The following is a 16,321-nucleotide window of genomic DNA, read 5'->3' as shown; positions in this document are numbered from 1 at the left end:
CGGTGCCCCCGGCGTTGGGCGCCGGGGCGCCCCGCGGCCCCTTTGTGGGGGGGGGCTTTCCCCCCTTACGCCCCCCCCCGGGGGGGGGCCGGGGCCCCCGGGGGGGGGCCCCCCCCGGGGCACGTTCTCCGAGGTCAGGGCCGTGTGCGGCTCCGAAAGAGCCTCGTCTTTCACTGCCGACCCGACCCCGTGCCGGAGCGCTATGGAGCGACGGCGCGGATGCGTGGGCCCGAAGCCCGGGGCCTTCAGCGCTGTCGCAGCCTTCCGTGCTTGTACTGCGAAAACCCCCTCGGATGTCCCTCCGACAGAGCTGAAAGTCCCTGAAAAGTCCCTGCGACTCGGACCTGGGACCTACGCATTGCGAGTCCACGAGCGGTCCGACACACCGTGCCCGGGAGCGCCGCCAGCTGCTGTTTCGCCTGTTCAGAAGGCACTAGTTGGGTACGCTCATGTTGTCCCGTGTCGGCATGTCCAGAGGGATCCGCGCCTCCCCTTCGCCCTCACTGACTGGCATCGGATGGAGACACGCGGGCACCCTGGCGTACGGGCTCGGTCAGGCGGCCCCCGGCTCCTCCAGCACCACCATGACCATCACCGGAAGATCGGCGTCCTGCTGGATCACACCGGCGGTCAGGATCCGGGCGCCAAGGGTCCACTTTTTCAGCTTGATGAACTCGTCCCTATCCGCCTCCGTCTGCTCGGCCTCGACGAGGTGGCCGGCAAGAGAGGATCCCTCGATCTCGGGGAGGAAGTCGGCCAGCGCCTGCTCCCCCTGCGCGTAGACGGCTTCCACGTCGTCGAAGTAGCCCGACTCGTCGACGTCGCGGATCCAGACGAAGAACGAGACGCTGACCGCGTCACCGCCGAACGTCTGGATCCCGCCCTCGACGCTGCCCTTGTCCCACGCCGTCTCCACGCCGTCACGGATCTTACTCCCGGGCGTCCACCCCTGAGCCGCGAACCGCGCCGCCGCAGCCTCGGCGGTCAGCGGGGTGATGTCCCTCAGCTCTTCCAACATTGCGATCACTGCAGCCATGAACTCATTCCACTCATGCCGTTGCCAGGCACGTGATACGCCTTCAGCTGCCCGCTGGCGTAGGCCTCGGGGAAGGCCTTGGACAGCACCTCGTTCACATGCGCGGCACCCCATTCATTGGACACCATATAGCGGACTCCCTTACCTCCCAGATCCTCGTTGAGGGCGAGCAGCTTTTCGGCCTGCGTGACGAGCCGGCTCTCGTCGTAACGCCTGAAAGCAGGGTTGTACGGGGACTTCTTCCATTCACCGAGGTTGTCACCACCGGTCCACTTCGCCTCCGTGATCCAACCGTCCCGCGGGCCTCCGTCGACGTGGACCTCCCGGCCGTCCGGCAGGATCCACTGCTGCTCGTAGCTCTGGTCGGTGACGAGCCGTTGGTACCGGTATGACGGGCGCTCAAAAAGCTTGTCCGTCAACCAGCCCAGCCCTTTGAACCGCGAGTACGGCGACAGCCCGAGGGGGTCGCAGACGGTGAACGGATTGTGCACATAGGCGACCGGATTCGACGCGGGGCCGAGGCCGAGCGGGTCCGGGGAGGTGTAGCGGCCGGTCTCCGGGTCGTAGTGGCGGAAGAGGTTGTAGTGGAGACCGGTCTCGGGGTCGTAGTACTGGCCGGGGAAACGCAGAGGGGTGTACGTCGTGCTGGAGCGGGCCCAGGCGGTGGTGCCCCAGAGCGTGCTCCTGGCCCGCCAGGCAATCTCGCCGGACTCGTCGACCAGTTCGGTGGGCGTTCCCACGAGGTCGGTGGCAATGGCGAAGAACCGGCGGTCGATCTCCTCCTGCCGAGTGTCCGGGGTAAGAAGGCGTTCCGTCTGGGACAGCGGGACCAGGCCGCGATGGTCCCAGGTGAGGGCGACCATGTGTGGCTGGCCCTGTGTGTGGACGGTCTGTTCGCACAGGGTCGTGCCGTCCCAGGAGAAGCGGACCTCCTCTGCGACGCTCTCACCGTCGTCAGCGAGGCGCTGTTTTGCCGTGCGGCGGCCCAAGGGGTCGTAGAGGTAGCGCCAGCGGGTGCCGTCGGGTGTGACCACGGCGACGAGACGATCCTCCGCGTCCCATTCATAGCGCCAGGTGTCGGGCTTGCCTGACAGACGGGTTCTTTGGCGCAAGGTCACGCGGCCGAGGGCGTCGTGTTCGAAGCGGACCTTGCCCGCCCTGGTGACGGAGGTTCCGGTGTAGGAGCGGGGGCCGGTGGCGTCGTGGCCGGGGTGTGAATCGGGCCAGGAGGCCGCCGTCTGGTTGCCGGCGGCGTCGTAGGCATAACGCTCGGTCCACCCCTCGGCGTGGACCCCGGTGACCCGTCCGGACGCGTCCAGGTCGAAGGTTCGGGAGCCTGAAAGATCGTCGGTCACGGAGGTGAGGTAGCCGTCGGCGCGGTGGGCGTATTGCCGGCGGTTGAGGGCGCGGCCCTCGACAGTCAGGTGCTGCGCGCAGATCCTTCCGGCCTCGTCCCAGGCGGAGGCCAGAGTGAGGGATCCACCGAAGACACGCTCGAGTTCCCGGCCGGCCGCGTCGTGGGTGAAGGCTATCTCGCGTCCGCCGCTGGCTATTCGGGCGGCACGGCCGGCGGAATCGTAGCCGTACTCGGTGATCGCACCGGTGGGGGTGATGCGGCGTGCCCGGCGGCCCAGGGTGTCGTAGGCGTAGTTCATGGCGCGGCCGTCTACGAGTTCGGTCCTGGTCCGGCCACGCCGGTCGTACGCGTAGACGATCTCGCTGTCCGGTCCGGCCGCGTGCAGCAGGCGTCCGGCCCGGTCGTACGCGTAGGTGGTCACCTTGCCCGCCACGTCCTTGCGGACCGCTTGGCCGAGCTGGTCGTAGATGTAGGACACGGTCCGGCCGAGGCTGTCGGACCGGGCGGTGAGCTGCCCGGCGGCGTCGTACCGGTAGGTGAGAGTGCGGCCGTCGAAGTCCGTCTCGGAAGCGAGCCGTCCGGCGGCGTCGTACGTATAGGACCAGGTGCCGTGTGGGCCGGTGACCCGGATCAACCGCAGATCCGCGTCGTGCTCGAACGTGTGGCGGCTGCCGTCGTGTCCGGTGCGGGTGGTGAGCAGGTCGAAGTGTGTGTACTCGAAGCGGGATATGCCGCCGGCCAGGCCGGTGTGGGTGAGCGCGTTGCCCTCGCCGTCGTACGTCCACGACTCGGCGGCACCGTCCGGGGCGACACGGCGGGCGAGATTGCCGTCCTCGTCCAGGACGACCCGGGTCACGCTGCCCATCGGATCGACGGTGCGCACGATCCGGCCCAGAGCATCGCGCTCCAGGCGGGTGGTGCCGCCGGCCGGGTCGGTCACTGCCACCGGCAACCCCGCGGCGTCGCAGCGCACGGTGGTGGTGGCGCCGAGGGCGTCGGTGACGGTGGTCAGCCTGCCCCGGCCGTCATAGGTGTACCGGGTGGTGGCGCCGGCCGGGTCGGTGACTGCGGTTCGGCTGCCGTGCTCGTCGAATTCCTGGAGCCAGCGAGCGCCGTCCGGCCCGCGGAATTCCGTGGATGCACCCGACGGGTCGCGCACGGTGCGTAGTTCGCTCCCGTCGGGGCGGGTGACGGCGAGCAGGCGACCGTCCTCGTCGTGGGTGAAGGCGGTGGTGCGGCCCAGCGGATCAGTGCGGGTCAGGGTGTTGCCGCGGTTGTCGTAGGTGAAGCTGGTGGTGTGGCCGAGCGGATCGGTGGTGGCCACCACCCGGCAATGGCGATCGATCCGGTGTCGGGTCGTGTGTCCGCCGGCCGTGGTGAGGGCGGTGGTGCGAAGACCGGTGTCCGGGTCGGGTTCGCTGTAGGTGAGGGTGATCTGGATGTGGCCGGCCTGACCGCCCTCGTCGATGACGCGGTCTCGGTCGTCGTATGTGTAGTCGTAGCGGCTGTTGTTGGAGTCGATCCAGGCGGTGACGCGGCGGCGGTCGTCGTGGACGAAGGTGGTGGTGGCACCGGACGGTTTGACTACGGTGGTGAGGTTTCCGTCCTCGTAGCCGTAGCGCATCAGTGGCAGGTCCGCCCCGTTCTCTCCCGCTCCCGCCAGGGCCAGGGCCGTGACCCGACCGTCGCTCGCCGTGACAGCCACCCGGCGCCCGGCAGAGCAGGCCAGGGCGAGCGGGGCGCCGTTCTCGGTACGTTCCACGGCCCACCAGTTGCCGTGGCGGTCCTCGACCCGGTCCAGCCAGGCATCGCCGTCGCCGCCCGGTTCGCTGTCGGCGGGGGCGGTGAAGTGACAGACCAAGCCCGTGCCGGGATCGGTGACGGTGTAATCGCCGGTCACGTCACGGGCCAGCAGTGTGCGGGCGGTCCCGGACTCCGGTTCGGTCGGGGTGCCTGGGGCGGGGTGCGGATAGGGAATCAGGAGGCCGTCGGCGGTGACGTGGACGACGCCGGCAGCGTCGATCTCCAGGCGCTCGTCGACGGTGGAGGTCCAAGAGGGGCCGAGGAACCGGCCTGCCGGCAGACCGGATTCGGTGCGGCGGGTGAAGACCAGCGGCAGGGTTCCCGGCAGCACCAGGTCGGTCTGGGGCAGGAACATCCGTCCCGATGCGAGGTCGACCGGATCGGTGTTGGCGACGACGCGGCGCCCGTCGGGACGATTGTGGGTACCGTTGGGGGCGTTGTCGAGCAGCCGACGGGCCCGGGCGGCCTTCGCCATATCCGCGGCGAGGCGAACACCCTTGGCGACGGCGCCGCCCCCGCCAGTGGCCGCGGTCAGGGCCGCGTCGGGCAGCAACCGGCCGAACCCTTCCGCGGGGTCCTTCATGAAGTCGCTGATCATCTGCTTGCCGGTGCCGACCGGGTCGTTGGCGGTGACGACCAGACCGGCGGCCAGACTGTTGAGGCTGGTGGCGTACTCGGCGGGGTGAGTGATGTTGTAGGGGTCCAGCGGGTTGATCCCCCGGACGAAGTTCAGCAGCCCTGCGGTGCCCTTGATGACGCCGCCGCCGACGTGGTCGTTGATGATCTGCAGTTCCTGCAGACCGCCGGCCACCTGTTGTGCGTACGTGGGCTTCTCAGGGGCCTTGTCCCGGGCGGCGCGGACGGCGCTGCGGGCGGTCTCCGCAGCAGTGTTCCGCTGTTCGCGGGCCTGGGCGAGGAGTTCCTGCGCGTCCTGCATGATCGATTTGCCAGGGTCGTCGAACGTCGGCGCTGGGCAGGGCGGCAGAGTGCCGGGGTTGCGCTCCTCGGGGGCCTGTGCGTTGTAGCGGCTCACGGCCTTGTTGTAGTCGTCGATCCGCTTGCGGTGTCCGTCGGCCGCGCCCTGGGAGGCTTTGACGCCTACCTTCCACATGTCGATAGCCGTCTGCGCCTGGTTCTGTGCCCAGGTGACGGTGTAGGCGAACGCCTCCAGCGCGGCAGCAGCCTTCTCGAAGGCATCGGCACCGGTGAACCACTTCGGCGGCTGGGTACTCACCGCCGTGCGCAGGGCATTGGCCGTCTCGCCCTTCAGCCGCGAGGAGTCGAGGCCCTTCAACCCGCCCCCGGCGTCGTCGAACGCCTTCTGAAAGGAGCGAAGTTGTTCCGCCGTGGCATGGAGCTTGCTGGGGCTTCCGTACACCAGCTTGGCCTTGTCCTCGGTCTGCCCGAGGTCCATTTCGTCGACATCGGCGCCCATCCGGTTCGCAACCGAGCGCGACTGCTCCCGCACCCAGTCCGAACCGGATTCCCAGCCCACGTCGTCCAGCCGGTCCGCCGTCCAGTTCCCGGCGCCCTCGACCCGGTTGCCGGCCCACTCCACACCGTCCTCAACCACATCCTCGACCGAGTCGGGCGTGATGTCCCTGATGAAATCCTCGACGCCCATCCTCAGTCGTCCCCGCCTGCGCTCGCGTCGCCCTGTTGCGGTGCCTGCTGGGCGCGTTCCTCGGGCGACGGCCCGAACGCGTCGTCCAGTGCCCGGTCCCACTGCCCCTCGCTGAGGCCGAGCTCGGTCTTGAGCCTCTCCGCCTCCCGACCGCCCTGTCCCTCGGTGAGAACGGTGCGGCCGGTGTCCTTCCAGGTCTGCTCCACGTCCTGGCCGGCCTTCTCGAACGACTCGGCACTCCAGTCCGGGTCCAGGTAGTCGGGAGTCAAGATGTCGCCCCAGCCCTGCTGGGAGATGTCCTCCTCGCTGGCGTGTGGGCTACCGCCCATCGCTGCGCTGACGCCGACCTTGAAGGAACCCTCAACGTACTGGTCGTGCTCCCACTGCGTGCCCGCCGCCAGCCCGAGACGGTCCGCGAGCGCGCTCGCGTCGCTCACCAGGGCGCGTACTCCCCACTCCCACCGTTCGCAGAAATCCTCGAAATCCACCGACAGCCCTCGATGCCCTGCCTCCATGCCCGTCATGGCCAGACCCGAGAACCCCTTGCCCATCACCGACCCGGTGGCGCCACCGAGTTCGCCGAGTTGATCGATGGTCGCGCCCACGCCCTGCGTGAACTTCACCACCGACGTCTGATCGAAGGCGAGGTCCGATCCGTCAGTGCTCACGGCCGCCCCCTCCTGCGCCGGAGTCGACCGCCGCGCCGTCCGGGACGATGCCGTTGACCGGCGGGAAGAACATCGCTCCGTCCTCGTCGGCGATGTCCACCGCGAGCCCGGCGGGTTCGTCCAAAGTCGGCACGATCTCATCCACGATCCGCGCCCCGAGCAGCGCGACGTAGTCCATCAGACGATCACCCGGGCCATGGTGAACAGCGAAGCGGGCCAGCGCCGTCTCGTCCGTGAACGCACAGATCCACCGAACACCGCCCGATCGGGCACTCCACAGGCCGGGCTCCGCCGATGGAACCAGAAGAACCGTGCGCCGCATCTCACCCACCAACGTCCTTGGATCACCAACCCCCGCCCGTTGCTCGGATATTCGTTGGGCGAGCATCGTCCTCGGCTGTCCCACGGGTTCCCCCTCGTCCTGGTCGGCTGACGGCACCGTAAGGCAGAACAAGTATGCGGGTGGGCCGGTTCTCGCAGGCCCAAGCGCCCCGCCCCTTCGCCTCATGGGCATGGGCACCTCCCCCCACCACCCGCGCCATTGACGGCCTCGAGCAGGCCCTGGCTGGACTCGGTCTCCTCGACGAGGCCCTCGCCCTGGACTTGCGCCGCCCCCAGGACTACTTCCAACGACTGTGGAGCCTCAACTTTCCCGCTGCCGACCTCGCCCAGGCCACCACCATCCCCGGCATGGGCACCGAGCACGACAGGTTCCCCGAAGGCAGGACGGCGTGAGCGGCCCCACTCCGGAGCGGACCGCTGCCGCTATCGCCGCACGCCGTCGCGCCACCGATCGCAAACTCGAGCAGGTACGGGCGGCAATCGTCCGCCTGCGCCGCGACCGCGCCACGATCACCTTCCCCCGCGGTCTCCAGACATGCTGGTGTCTCCGGCACCTTCCTCTACGAAAGTCTCCAGGCCCGCACCCTCGTTGAACAAGCCGCCACACGTACCACCCGCCAGCGTTCGCCGGCCGCCTCCACCGGCACTGAGGAAGCCGCTTGGCGGGAGCGGGCGCTTAACGCCGAGGTTGCTTTTAAGGACGCCCACGCCGAGATCCACACCCAGCGCACCCGGATCGGAAACCTCTTGGGTCAGGTCCGCAACCTGGAGTTCGAGTACCCCCAGGAGGCCGTGGCCCGCATTGCCGCCGAGAACATCGCGCTCAAGCAGCGTCTGCGCCAGGTGGAGGCGGACAACCGTACGCTGCAAGAGCGGCTGGACGCTGGCCGCTCCAACCTACGCTTCCAAGACCGCCGACTCGCCGCCCTGGAGGCCGAACTCCTCGATCGGTCCTGACGCCCAGCAACGCGATCCCGCCTCTGGCATCGCCTACAAGCCGGATCGATCCATTTGGACCCGTCGTTTGCTCCCTCATGGAAAGATCAGTCCGGGCAGGCACAGGCTGCGACCTGGTATCCGCAGGATCGCTCTCGCGGTCGGCGCCACCCTGATACACACTCGCATACGGCAGGGAGATAGACGTGTCACGGCGGCGCACCAACCAGGTCATCGGCGCAGCCTGCGCGGCGGCAATGCTCCTGTTGACGGCCGCGTGCAGCAACGGCGAACCCGCGCCCGACAAGCCCGACGGCAAGCAGCCGCCGAACGTCGCACCAAAGCGCATCAGCTACGACCCGCCACGATCCTTTAGCCGCAGTCGCCCCGTCCCCCTGCCCGAGGAAGCAGGCAACGGCAAGATCACCCTGAGCGGGAACATCGCGCGCCCTCTGCCTGTCACCCTCTACAGGACCACCGCTTACATCTCGGCTGAGAATTACCTGCTGGCCGTTGACACGACCACCGGCAAGCGCCTGGCCAACGTGAGCCCCCAGCTTGACCCACTGAACAAGCCCAACGAATTCTCCAGTGACAACCCCGCCGAGGCCCCTGTCATCAGCACCGTCGACGCCAATGCACAGGTCATCGTGCCCTTTCTGGTCCGGATTTCCGGCTCAGGCACCACCGCCGGCCACAACGCGGTCGAGATCACAGGCGTGGACGCCGCCACTGCAAAAAGGGCATGGAGCACGCAGATCACACTGCCCCAGTGGGCCGAGAACTCCTATAGCCGGCTCACCAGCACGGCCGTCGGCGCGGAGAACGACGTCGCCGTCATCCAGGTCTCGAACGATGAGCATGCCGTCACCTACGCCGTGAACCTGACCACCCACAAAGTGCTATGGACCAAGAATTTTGCAGCTTCCGTGGTCGCTGGTGACACCGTCGTCGGTATAGACAATCTGGACAACACCGCCCAACAGCAGGCGAAGGGCGTCGATCTCAGTACCGGTAACCCACGGTGGACCGCCGAGCAAGTCGGCTATGCGGCATCCACGAGCCTCGCCGGCCCCAACCTCGCACTATTCACCGGCCGTGACTACGGCGACGGAGACGACTTCGCCCAATTGCTCGACACCCACACCGGCCAGGTCGCTAGCTCCATCCAAGAAGGCTCCAGTGCCCTGAGCTGCACTTACGACGGAAAGTCCGTCACGGTCTGCTACTCCTCCAGGGGCGAGCGAGCCTTCGGCCTCGACGCCGACAGCGCCAAACTACGCTGGCAGCTCCCCGACCGCGCAAACAACCGCGTCGCGCCCGACGTCAGCGCCGTACACAACGGCATCCTCTACGGCACTACTGAGAACGGGCCCATCCTCCTCAACACCCAGACTGGGGCCGATATCAACGCCTCGCCCGAACTCGCCCCCGTGGTGGTTAACGGGTACGCCGGGATCGCCCTGGAAGACGAAAAGAACAACGTGGCTGCCTACCGCACCACCGGCTGATCCAGGAGACCCTCGCACGGTCGACTCCGTCCCGGAGAAGCGAAAAACCGGCCCGCCGCCATGGTCAGTCTCGAGACAGCACCGGCATGACTTTTCCCCACGTCGCGAACATGCACGCTTCGCCAAAGCCCAGGTCAAGGCCGTCACATGACCACGTGAGGTCGGAAAGGTCGAGTTCAAGAAGGGCTCCAACAGCGGGGTACTGTCGCAGGCCGTCTCCTACCGGTCCTGGCTGGCCTCGGCGCACCACGAGTTCGAGGCGCTCGTCCGGAGGGCACTCGGCGCGGAGGCCGCCGAGTCGATCGACTGGCGTCGGCCGCGGATGGTCTGCATCGCGGCCGGTTTCTCCCACCACGACCGCGTGGCCGTGCAGCGGCTGCCCGAGCGAATCGCTGGTGCGCTACCGCGTCTTCGACGGCGGCCTGCTGAGCCTGCTGCTCGTCGACTCCCCGAACCCGGCTGCGTCCCGGCGGCCCGGGAGCGGGACGCCGCAGTCGACAGCGCGCCGACGGTGCCGGTAGGTCCAGCGCCGGGAAGCGCCGGCCTCGTCCCGGAGTGCCTGCGGGACCTGTACTCGGGACTGGACGACGCCCTGACGGCGTGGGGCGAGGTCGAGGTGGCGACCCTGCGGCATTACATCGCCTAAGGGCTGTCCCGTAAGTTGTGGGCGCCTGCGGTTTGGTGATCAGCCGAAGATGATCTCAACGTCCCTGTCCAGGCAGAACTTCATGACGGTGACCAGTTGGCGGGTGTCATCGATGCGTCGTGCGAGAGCGGGGTCGCTGCCATCGTGGTGCCGCTCATCGATGATGGCCTCCAGCCGGGGCAGCATGGCCGCGCATTGAGCGGGCGTGAGGTCCGGGCCATCGTCATCTGGATGGTCGAGTAGTGGTGTCAGCGGTGTGGAGACGCTGCTCCACGGGCGGTCTCCGTCGAATCCGTGCATCTCAGAGAGGGTGAACCCCTCAGCCTGGGCCAGCCACTCCCGGAACATGTTGAATCCGGTGTAGGACCAGGAGATGTCCGGGCTGGTCACATCGTCGTCTCCTGGGAAGAGCACGAGCCCCATCCTGTTCTCCTTGTTTGTCTGGTGCTCAGGATCGGTCGTGGGGGGCGTGCCAGCAACTGAAATGATCTACCGCATGGTTGGTGTGATCACGGCGTCGCAGTCGTCCTGGATAGCTCCATTCACCGGGCTGACGCCACGAGCTTTCGGCAAGTTGGTGACCGCGCTGCGCCGCGAGGGAGCCGACGCGCCGCTCCGAGGCCGGCCCTGGCAGCTCTCGCTGGAGGATCGCGTGTTGCTCGTCGTGTCCTACTGGCGCACGAACTTGACGTTGCGCCAGCTTGGCCCGCTGGTCGGAGTCTCAAAGTCGGCGGCTGACCGGGGCATCGACCATCTGGGCCCGCTGCTGGCGCTCCAGCCTCGGCGGCGCTTCGCGAAGGATGCCGTGCTCATCGTGGACGGCACCTTGGTGCCCACCCGGGACCACACGATCGCGGAAAAGTCCAAGAACTATCGATACTCCACCAACCACCAGGTCGTTATCGACGCCGACACGCGGCTCGTCGTTGTGGTGGGCCGACCGCTGCCGGGCAACCGTAACGACTGCAAGGCGTGGGATGAATCCGGAGCCCAGTCCGCCGTGGGCAAGACCACGACATTGGCCGACGGCGGCTATCCGGGCACCGCGCTCGTGATGCCGCATAGACGCCAGGCCAGCGAGGACCTGGCCAGCTGGAAGCAGGAGCACAACCGCTCGCACAAACAGGTTCGCGCCCGCGTCGAGCACACCTTCGCACGGATGAAGACGTGGACGATCCTGCGGGACTGCCGGCTGAAGGGGTGACGGCGTCCACCACGCCATGCTCGGCATCGCCCGCCTACACAACATCAGCCTCGCAGGGTAGAGAGACAGATGTCCCCACGATCAGCCGCAACCGCCTCAAGTGAAGATCACTTACGGGACAACCCTGAGCGCAGCTGGAAGCCCGCTCTCGTAACCGCAGGGGTTCTGCGCCAGGTCGGCGAGAAGGCGGAGAGTTACGGTTCCCGCGTCCGCCTCCACCCCGTCTACGAGCGCTCACGGCCGGACATGTTCCACGTCCTGCGCCATACCTTCGCGAGTGTGCAGTTGGAGGCCGGCGAGTCCATCGTGAGCGTGGCGACTTGGTTGGGGCACTCATCCCCGAAGGTCACGCTCGACTGCTACGCTCACTTCATGCCGGGTGCGGGCAAGCGCGGACTGGCCGCGATGGATACGTGGCTCGTTTGATGCAGGCTCGAAAGTCCCCGAGAAGTCCCTGGCGCCGTCAAAGCCGCCACACAACCGGCGAAACCGCAGGTCACAGGGCTACGCGCAACGCCGCCCAGTTGTACGCCGAGTACAAGGAGCCGCTGTACGCCGCTCCTCCGCTGCTCCAGCGCATGGTCGACGCGGGCCGCCTCGGCCGCAAGACGGGGTCGGGCTTCTACGCCTACTGACCGTCCTGCTGACGGGCCCGGCACTCACGACGCCGCCGGGCCCGACGGGCACGTCGTCCGGCCGGGGCGGGCCGCACCGCCCGAGCGCGTCCGGCCACCGGCCCCCCGCCGGTACACCTCGCCGCTCGGAGCCGGACACCTTGAACGACACCACCCGAGACAGCCAGTCCGCCGACGACTCCTGTCCCGCAGACGCGGCCACGCGCTCCGGATGCCCCGTGCAGGCCGTGGCATCCGGATCCGGCGGACGCCACAGCTACCTGGTCACCGGATACACGGAAGCCCGGCAGGCTCTCGGCGACGAGCGGCTTTCCAAGGACACCGCCGCCTTCTTCGCCGGCAAGGACTCGAAGCGCCGGCTGCATCCCGCCGTCGCGCACACCATGCTGGCCAGCGACCCGCCTCGTCACACCCGGCTCCGCAAGCTGGTCACCGGAGCGTTCACGAGCGGCGCTGTCGCCGCGATCCGCCCCTCCATCACCCGACTGACCGATGAACTGCTGGACCGGTGGCCCGCCGGCGGGCCGGTCGACCTCGTCGCCGACCTCGCCGTGCCTCTTCCGGTCATGGTGATCTGCGAACTGCTCGGTGTGCCGGAGACCGACCGGCCGAAGGTCCGGCACTGGTCCGCCGAACTGTTCTCCGCCGGACGGCCCGACCGTACCGACGCCGCCTCGCACGCCGTCGCCGCGTACATGACCGGCCTCATCGCGTCGAAGCGTCTGCGGCCGGGCGATTCGCTCCTGGACCGCCTCATCGCCGTGCGCGACGGCGCGGACCGCCTCGACGAGGAGGAGCTGGTCTCGCTGGCCGTGCTGCTGCTCGTCGCCGGCCACGAGACGACCACCCACTTCCTCGGCAACGCCGCACTGGCCCTGCTGCGGCACCCCGCCGCGATGGAACGCCTGCGCGGCGACCCGGACGCCCTCCCCCGCGCCCTGGACGAGCTGCTCCGCTTCGACTCCCCGGTGAGCACCTCCACTTTCCGGTTCAGCACGGAAGCCATCACCCTGGGCGGAACCGAGATCCCCGCGGGCGTCCCCGTGCTGATCGCCCTCGGGGCCGCCAACCGCGACCCGGAGCGCTTCCCGGCACCGGACCGGCTCGACCTGGACCGGGACGCGACCGGTCATCTCGGCTTCGGCCACGGCATCCACCGGTGCGTCGGCGCGCCCCTCGCGAAAGCCGAAGCCGACATCGCCCTGCGCGCGATCCTGATCCGCTTCCCGGGCATCCGGCTCGCCGTACCGGCGGACCGGTTGGAACGGCGGCAGACCCGGCTCGTCAGCGGGCTGGAGTCTCTTCCCGTCCTGCTCTGAGATCCCGTACGGCTTCACTGTCAGGAGGCCGGTCCCGGTCACCCCGGGGCCGGCTCCCCGCATGTACAGGGGCGTTCTTACGGGACCGGGGTCAGCCCAGTCTCAGGTGGTGAAGCATCAGCAGGGCGGCCGCCATGTTCGCGGCGGGCACCTCGCCCCGGGCGATCATGTCCGGGACCACCTTGAGGGGTATCCACTCCCGGCGTGAGGATTCGAAGGCGTCCTGCGGGTGCCCGGTCCAGTGCGCCTCGTCGGACCAGTACAGGTGGTGGCGGGCGTCGGTGAGGCCGTTCGACGGTTCCACGGTGAGCAGGGGGCGCAGCTCGCCGGGGCGCCAGCCGGTCTCCTCCTCCATCTCGCGGGCCGCCGCCGCCGCGATGTCCTCGCCGTCCTCGACGACGCCCGCGGCCAGTTCCCACCCCCAGCTGTCGGTGATGAACCGGTGCCGCCAGAGCAGCAGCACCTCGTTGGCCTCGTTGACGACGGTGGCGGCCGCGACGGGGCGCAGCCGGATGACGAAGTGGTCGAGGTGGCTGCCGTCGGGGAGCTCGACATCCGCCAGATTCACCCGGAACCACGGGTTCTGATACACATTCTGTTCGCTTAAGTTCGTCCACTGCACGGTTCTGCCGCCTTTCGACATGTTGGGGTCAACATGCCAGCAGGCTCGGCCACAGTGGTGAACGAACGGCGGGGCGTCGGTGGAGCTCACAGAGGCACGCGGAGCGCCTCGTCGATGAGATCGGTGGTTCCCACGGCGTCGGCGCACCCGCTCGCGGCCAGCTCGCTCCGGACCTGCCGCAGCCGGTCGCGCAGCCGCTGGGACTCCATCCCCCGGGCTCTTCGCGCCATTTCGGCCGCTGTTCCGGCCGCGCGGTCGGCCTCGCCCTGGAGCAGCTCGATATGGCTCAGCATCGCGAGCCGGTGCACACGCCCCCGGTCGTGCGCCGGGGCGCGCACCGCCGAGGCCGCGTGCTCCCGGGCGGCGGGCAGGTCCCCGAGACCGAGCAGCGCCTCCGCCACCTGGACGTCGACCAGGCCCGGCTGGACGTACCCCGTCTCGTCCGGCTCCCGGCCGGTGTGGATCCGGCCCGCCTGCGCCTCGGCCCTCCCGATGCAGGCCCGCGCGCTCGCCGCGTCGCCGAGCTGGGCGTACGCCTTGGCCTGCATGGCGTGCAGATCGGCGGCGAGGGCGGGGGTGATGTGCCCGCCGGCTGCTCGCAGCGCGGCTTCGGCGAACGCGATCGAGCGGCGGTAGTCGCCGAGGAACAGCGACTGGGTGACCAGCAGGGCGATCACATAGCCGCCGAGCCCCCGGTCCCCGCTGGACTTGGCGAGCCGCAACGCCTGGTGGAAGTAGCGCTGGGCGAGGCCGTGGGCGTCGGAGTCGTAGGCGCAGATACCGGCCACCGCCACCAGGCCCGCCGTCGCCCGGTGCAGGCTCCGGCCGAGCGCGTCGCTGTAGCCGCCGCGCAGCAGCGGCGCGGCCTCCGCGTTGAGGAAGCGGACGACGCGGGACCTGGTCGCGATGCCGCCCGTCTTGCGGTACATCTGCTCGTAGTGGTCGCGGGCCGCCTTGAGCACCGCTATGTCGGAGGCGCTCACCCGGCCGGGGCCCGGACGCGAGACGTCGGTGTCCTCCGGAGGGTTCTCCCACTCCCACACCGGCATCACCGCCGGGGTTCCCGTGACGGCCGGGACGGTGGCCAGGTGCGGGCGCTGCTGTTCGTCGGAGCGCCACAGGGCGGTGGCCCGCTCGACGAACCCGGAGAGGGAGGCGCCCTCGCCACCGGTGTCCGTCCCCGAGGCGGCCGACGCGCCCATGCCGATGTCGTCGAGGCCGACGGGTCTGCCCAGCCGGCTCGCCAGCACCTCGCAGATGAGGTCGGGCACCTGGCCGCGCGGGCGCTGGCCCTTGAGCCAGCGGGAGACGGCGGTGTGTTCGTACCGCAGGCTCAGCCCGCGGGACCGGCCCGCCCGGTTGACGTGACCGGCGAGGCCCGCGCGGGAGACACCAGCCTCCTCGATCAGCGATTCGAGCAGGACATTGGGCTCCATCGTCCCCCCAGGTGCGTGTCGCAATGAGCCTAGTGGAGCACGATTCACACGGGGTGTGAACGGAATGCCCGAACCCTCCTGCTGTGCGCTCTGCCGCGCGGGGCCCGGGCTCGGTTGAATGAACTCCCTCGCAAGAGGCGGCCGGGTCGTCGGCTCCCCCTCGTAACGGCCTACGACCCGTACCCGCGCCGTCCGCGCTGCTGACCTGCCCGACACTCCGAGGCAGCGCGGACGGCGCCCGGGACCGCACGGCCCACTGACCGACGACGAAGGAGGGTGGCTGCGGAACGGAGGCCGGAACCGCGTTTCCTCCCGGTTCCCGCTCCGGATCCGGCGTGTGGTCTCCGCCGATCGGCGGGACGGAGAAGGGGGGGGGGGGGGGGGGGGGGGGGGGGGGGGGGGCCGGCCGGGCGGGGGGGGGGGGGGGGGGGGGGGCCGGGGGGCCCCCCCCCCCCCCCCCCCCCAACGCCGTGGCGCCTGGGTGTCACGCCCCGCGCAGCACCGCGCCCGTACGCTCGGCGGCCAGGGCCACCGCGCTGTCGCGGGCGGCCGAGGCCTCCTCGACGGTCAGCGTGCGGTCGGCGGCGCGGAAGCGCAGCGCGTACGCCAGGGACTTGTTGCCCCCGCCGATCTGCTCGCCGGTGAAGACGTCGAACAGCCGCAGCGATTCGAGGAGTTCACCCGCGCCCTCGCGCAGCGCCCGCTCCACGTCGGCGGCCGGGACGTCCCCGGCGACGACGAGCGCGACGTCCTGGGTCGCCACCGGGAAGGTGGAGATGCGGGGCGCCTGGAGCGCTCCGTCGACGGCCCGCTCCAGGACGTCCAGCTCGACCTCGGCAGCGCAGGTCCGCTCGGGCAGGTGGAGCGCCTTGATCACGCGCGGGTGCAGTTCGCCCGCGTGTCCGAAGAGAGTCTCCTCGCCGTTCACGTTGACGTACAGCGCGGCGCAGCGGCCCGGGTGCCAGGGGGCGTGCTGGTCGGCGCGGACGATGACCTCGACGCCGGCCTCGGCCGCGATGGACCGGGCGGCCTCGATCGCGTCCGCCCAGGTCGCCGGGGTGCCCTTGCCCCACCAGCCGGCCTGGGGGCGGGCGCCCGCGCGGGCGCCGGCGGCGCGGCGCGGCGGGCCCGGGCGGGGGCGCGCGCCGCCCGCGCCGGCGCCGGGGGGGGGCGGGGGGGGGG

At 69.6% G+C, this 16,321-nt stretch carries 14 protein-coding genes and 2 pseudogenes (1 of these 16 only partly in view); 8 read left to right on the top strand and 8 right to left on the bottom strand.

The genetic code is table 11. The features are described 5' to 3' along the window. Positions 1–553 precede the first annotated feature (553 nt). From JS521_RS17235 to JS521_RS17220, 4 genes are read right to left on the bottom strand one after another with little or no spacing between them, the layout of a single operon-like run. Positions 554–1,036: a hypothetical protein gene (locus JS521_RS17235; RefSeq protein WP_205083869.1), complete on the bottom strand. Its 483-nt coding sequence runs from the start codon at positions 1,034–1,036 to the stop codon at positions 554–556. Then, a complete protein-coding gene (locus JS521_RS17230) occupies positions 1,024–5,820 on the bottom strand; it encodes a putative T7SS-secreted protein (protein WP_205083868.1) in 4,797 nt (1,598 codons plus the stop codon). Before JS521_RS17230 ends, JS521_RS17235 begins: the two co-directional genes overlap by 13 nt. A 2-nt stretch (positions 5,821–5,822) precedes the next feature. Next, positions 5,823–6,488, bottom strand: a complete 666-nt coding sequence (locus JS521_RS17225) for a hypothetical protein (RefSeq protein WP_205083867.1) — start codon at positions 6,486–6,488, stop codon at positions 5,823–5,825. Continuing rightward, a complete protein-coding gene (locus JS521_RS17220) occupies positions 6,478–6,810 on the bottom strand; it encodes an SseB family protein (RefSeq protein ID WP_205083866.1) in 333 nt (110 codons plus the stop codon). Before JS521_RS17220 ends, JS521_RS17225 begins: the two co-directional genes overlap by 11 nt. A 134-nt stretch (positions 6,811–6,944) precedes the next feature. Between JS521_RS17220 and JS521_RS17215 the strand changes: the two genes are divergently transcribed. The 4 genes from JS521_RS17215 (at position 6,945) to JS521_RS37230 (ending at position 9,923) form a co-directional block, all read left to right on the top strand. Next, a complete protein-coding gene (locus tag JS521_RS17215; RefSeq protein ID WP_239487401.1) occupies positions 6,945–7,223 on the top strand; it encodes a hypothetical protein in 279 nt (92 codons plus the stop codon). Between the two features lie 399 nt (positions 7,224–7,622). Continuing rightward, on the top strand, positions 7,623–7,787 hold the full coding sequence (locus JS521_RS36695) for a hypothetical protein (protein WP_239487400.1): 165 nt from the start codon (positions 7,623–7,625) through the stop codon (positions 7,785–7,787). Between the two features lie 185 nt (positions 7,788–7,972). Next, positions 7,973–9,277, top strand: coding sequence for an outer membrane protein assembly factor BamB family protein (locus tag JS521_RS17205; protein WP_205083865.1), 1,305 nt, complete (start codon positions 7,973–7,975; stop codon positions 9,275–9,277). A gap of 511 nt (positions 9,278–9,788) precedes the next feature. Beyond that, positions 9,789–9,923 (top strand): hypothetical protein, encoded by a 135-nt coding sequence (locus JS521_RS37230; protein ID WP_275564198.1) that lies wholly within the window; start codon positions 9,789–9,791, stop codon positions 9,921–9,923. 39 nt (positions 9,924–9,962) lie between these two features. On the opposite strand, the gene JS521_RS17195 is transcribed toward JS521_RS37230, so the two are convergent. After that, complete coding sequence (locus JS521_RS17195; RefSeq protein WP_205083864.1) at positions 9,963–10,346, bottom strand: hypothetical protein; 384 nt, start codon at positions 10,344–10,346, stop codon at positions 9,963–9,965. A gap of 73 nt (positions 10,347–10,419) precedes the next feature. On the opposite strand from JS521_RS17195, the pseudogene JS521_RS17190 reads away from it, so the two are divergent. The 4 genes and pseudogenes from JS521_RS17190 (at position 10,420) to JS521_RS17175 (ending at position 13,081) form a co-directional block, all read left to right on the top strand. Next, positions 10,420–11,188 (top strand): annotated as a pseudogene (locus tag JS521_RS17190) (transposase). Between the two features lie 62 nt (positions 11,189–11,250). Further along, positions 11,251–11,587: pseudogene (locus tag JS521_RS17185) on the top strand (tyrosine-type recombinase/integrase); the annotation flags it as partial. Then, positions 11,553–11,762, top strand: coding sequence for a 3-hydroxyacyl-CoA dehydrogenase family protein (locus JS521_RS37225; protein WP_275564197.1), 210 nt, complete (start codon positions 11,553–11,555; stop codon positions 11,760–11,762). The pseudogene JS521_RS17185 and the gene JS521_RS37225, both read left to right, overlap by 35 nt. A 140-nt stretch (positions 11,763–11,902) precedes the next feature. Further along, entirely contained in the window at positions 11,903–13,081 is a 1,179-nt protein-coding gene (locus JS521_RS17175; protein WP_239487399.1) for a cytochrome P450 family protein, read from the top strand. A 91-nt stretch (positions 13,082–13,172) separates the two neighbouring features. Here JS521_RS17175 and JS521_RS17170 read toward each other — a convergent pair whose 3' ends face one another. The 3 genes from JS521_RS17170 to JS521_RS37660 form a co-directional block, all read right to left on the bottom strand. Further along, positions 13,173–13,703: an NUDIX domain-containing protein gene (locus tag JS521_RS17170; RefSeq protein WP_030712352.1), complete on the bottom strand. Its 531-nt coding sequence runs from the start codon at positions 13,701–13,703 to the stop codon at positions 13,173–13,175. 86 nt (positions 13,704–13,789) lie between these two features. Next, positions 13,790–15,139 carry an NsdA family TPR-like regulatory protein gene (locus JS521_RS17165; RefSeq protein WP_205083862.1) on the bottom strand — a complete coding sequence of 450 codons (1,350 nt, stop codon included), beginning with the start codon at positions 15,137–15,139 and terminating at the stop codon, positions 13,790–13,792. 484 nt (positions 15,140–15,623) lie between these two features. Then, positions 15,624–16,321, bottom strand: the 3' portion of a protein-coding gene (locus tag JS521_RS37660) for a phenylalanine--tRNA ligase subunit beta-related protein (protein WP_443732182.1). 154 nt of this gene lie beyond the right edge of the window; the window shows 698 of its 852 coding nt (coding positions 155–852); the start codon falls outside the window, past its right edge; its stop codon occupies positions 15,624–15,626.

Source organism: Streptomyces durocortorensis, from assembly GCF_016901035.1.
GTDB lineage: Bacteria > Actinomycetota > Actinomycetes > Streptomycetales > Streptomycetaceae > Streptomyces > Streptomyces durocortorensis.
The sequence above is the reverse complement of the archived record's forward strand: the minus strand, read 5'-3'. Positions and strand labels throughout refer to the sequence as shown.

Coding starts and splice junctions, on each gene's coding strand:
- JS521_RS17215 (WP_239487401.1), top strand. CDS start 6,945: ATGCGGGTGGGCCGGTTCTCGCAGGCCCAAGCGCCCCGCCCCTTCGCC.
- JS521_RS17230 (WP_205083868.1), bottom strand. CDS start 5,820: ATGGGCGTCGAGGATTTCATCAGGGACATCACGCCCGACTCGGTCGAG.
- JS521_RS17220 (WP_205083866.1), bottom strand. CDS start 6,810: ATGCGGCGCACGGTTCTTCTGGTTCCATCGGCGGAGCCCGGCCTGTGG.
- JS521_RS37225 (WP_275564197.1), top strand. CDS start 11,553: ATGCAGGCTCGAAAGTCCCCGAGAAGTCCCTGGCGCCGTCAAAGCCGC.
- JS521_RS17235 (WP_205083869.1), bottom strand. CDS start 1,036: ATGGCTGCAGTGATCGCAATGTTGGAAGAGCTGAGGGACATCACCCCG.
- JS521_RS17165 (WP_205083862.1), bottom strand. CDS start 15,139: ATGGAGCCCAATGTCCTGCTCGAATCGCTGATCGAGGAGGCTGGTGTC.
- JS521_RS17195 (WP_205083864.1), bottom strand. CDS start 10,346: ATGGGGCTCGTGCTCTTCCCAGGAGACGACGATGTGACCAGCCCGGAC.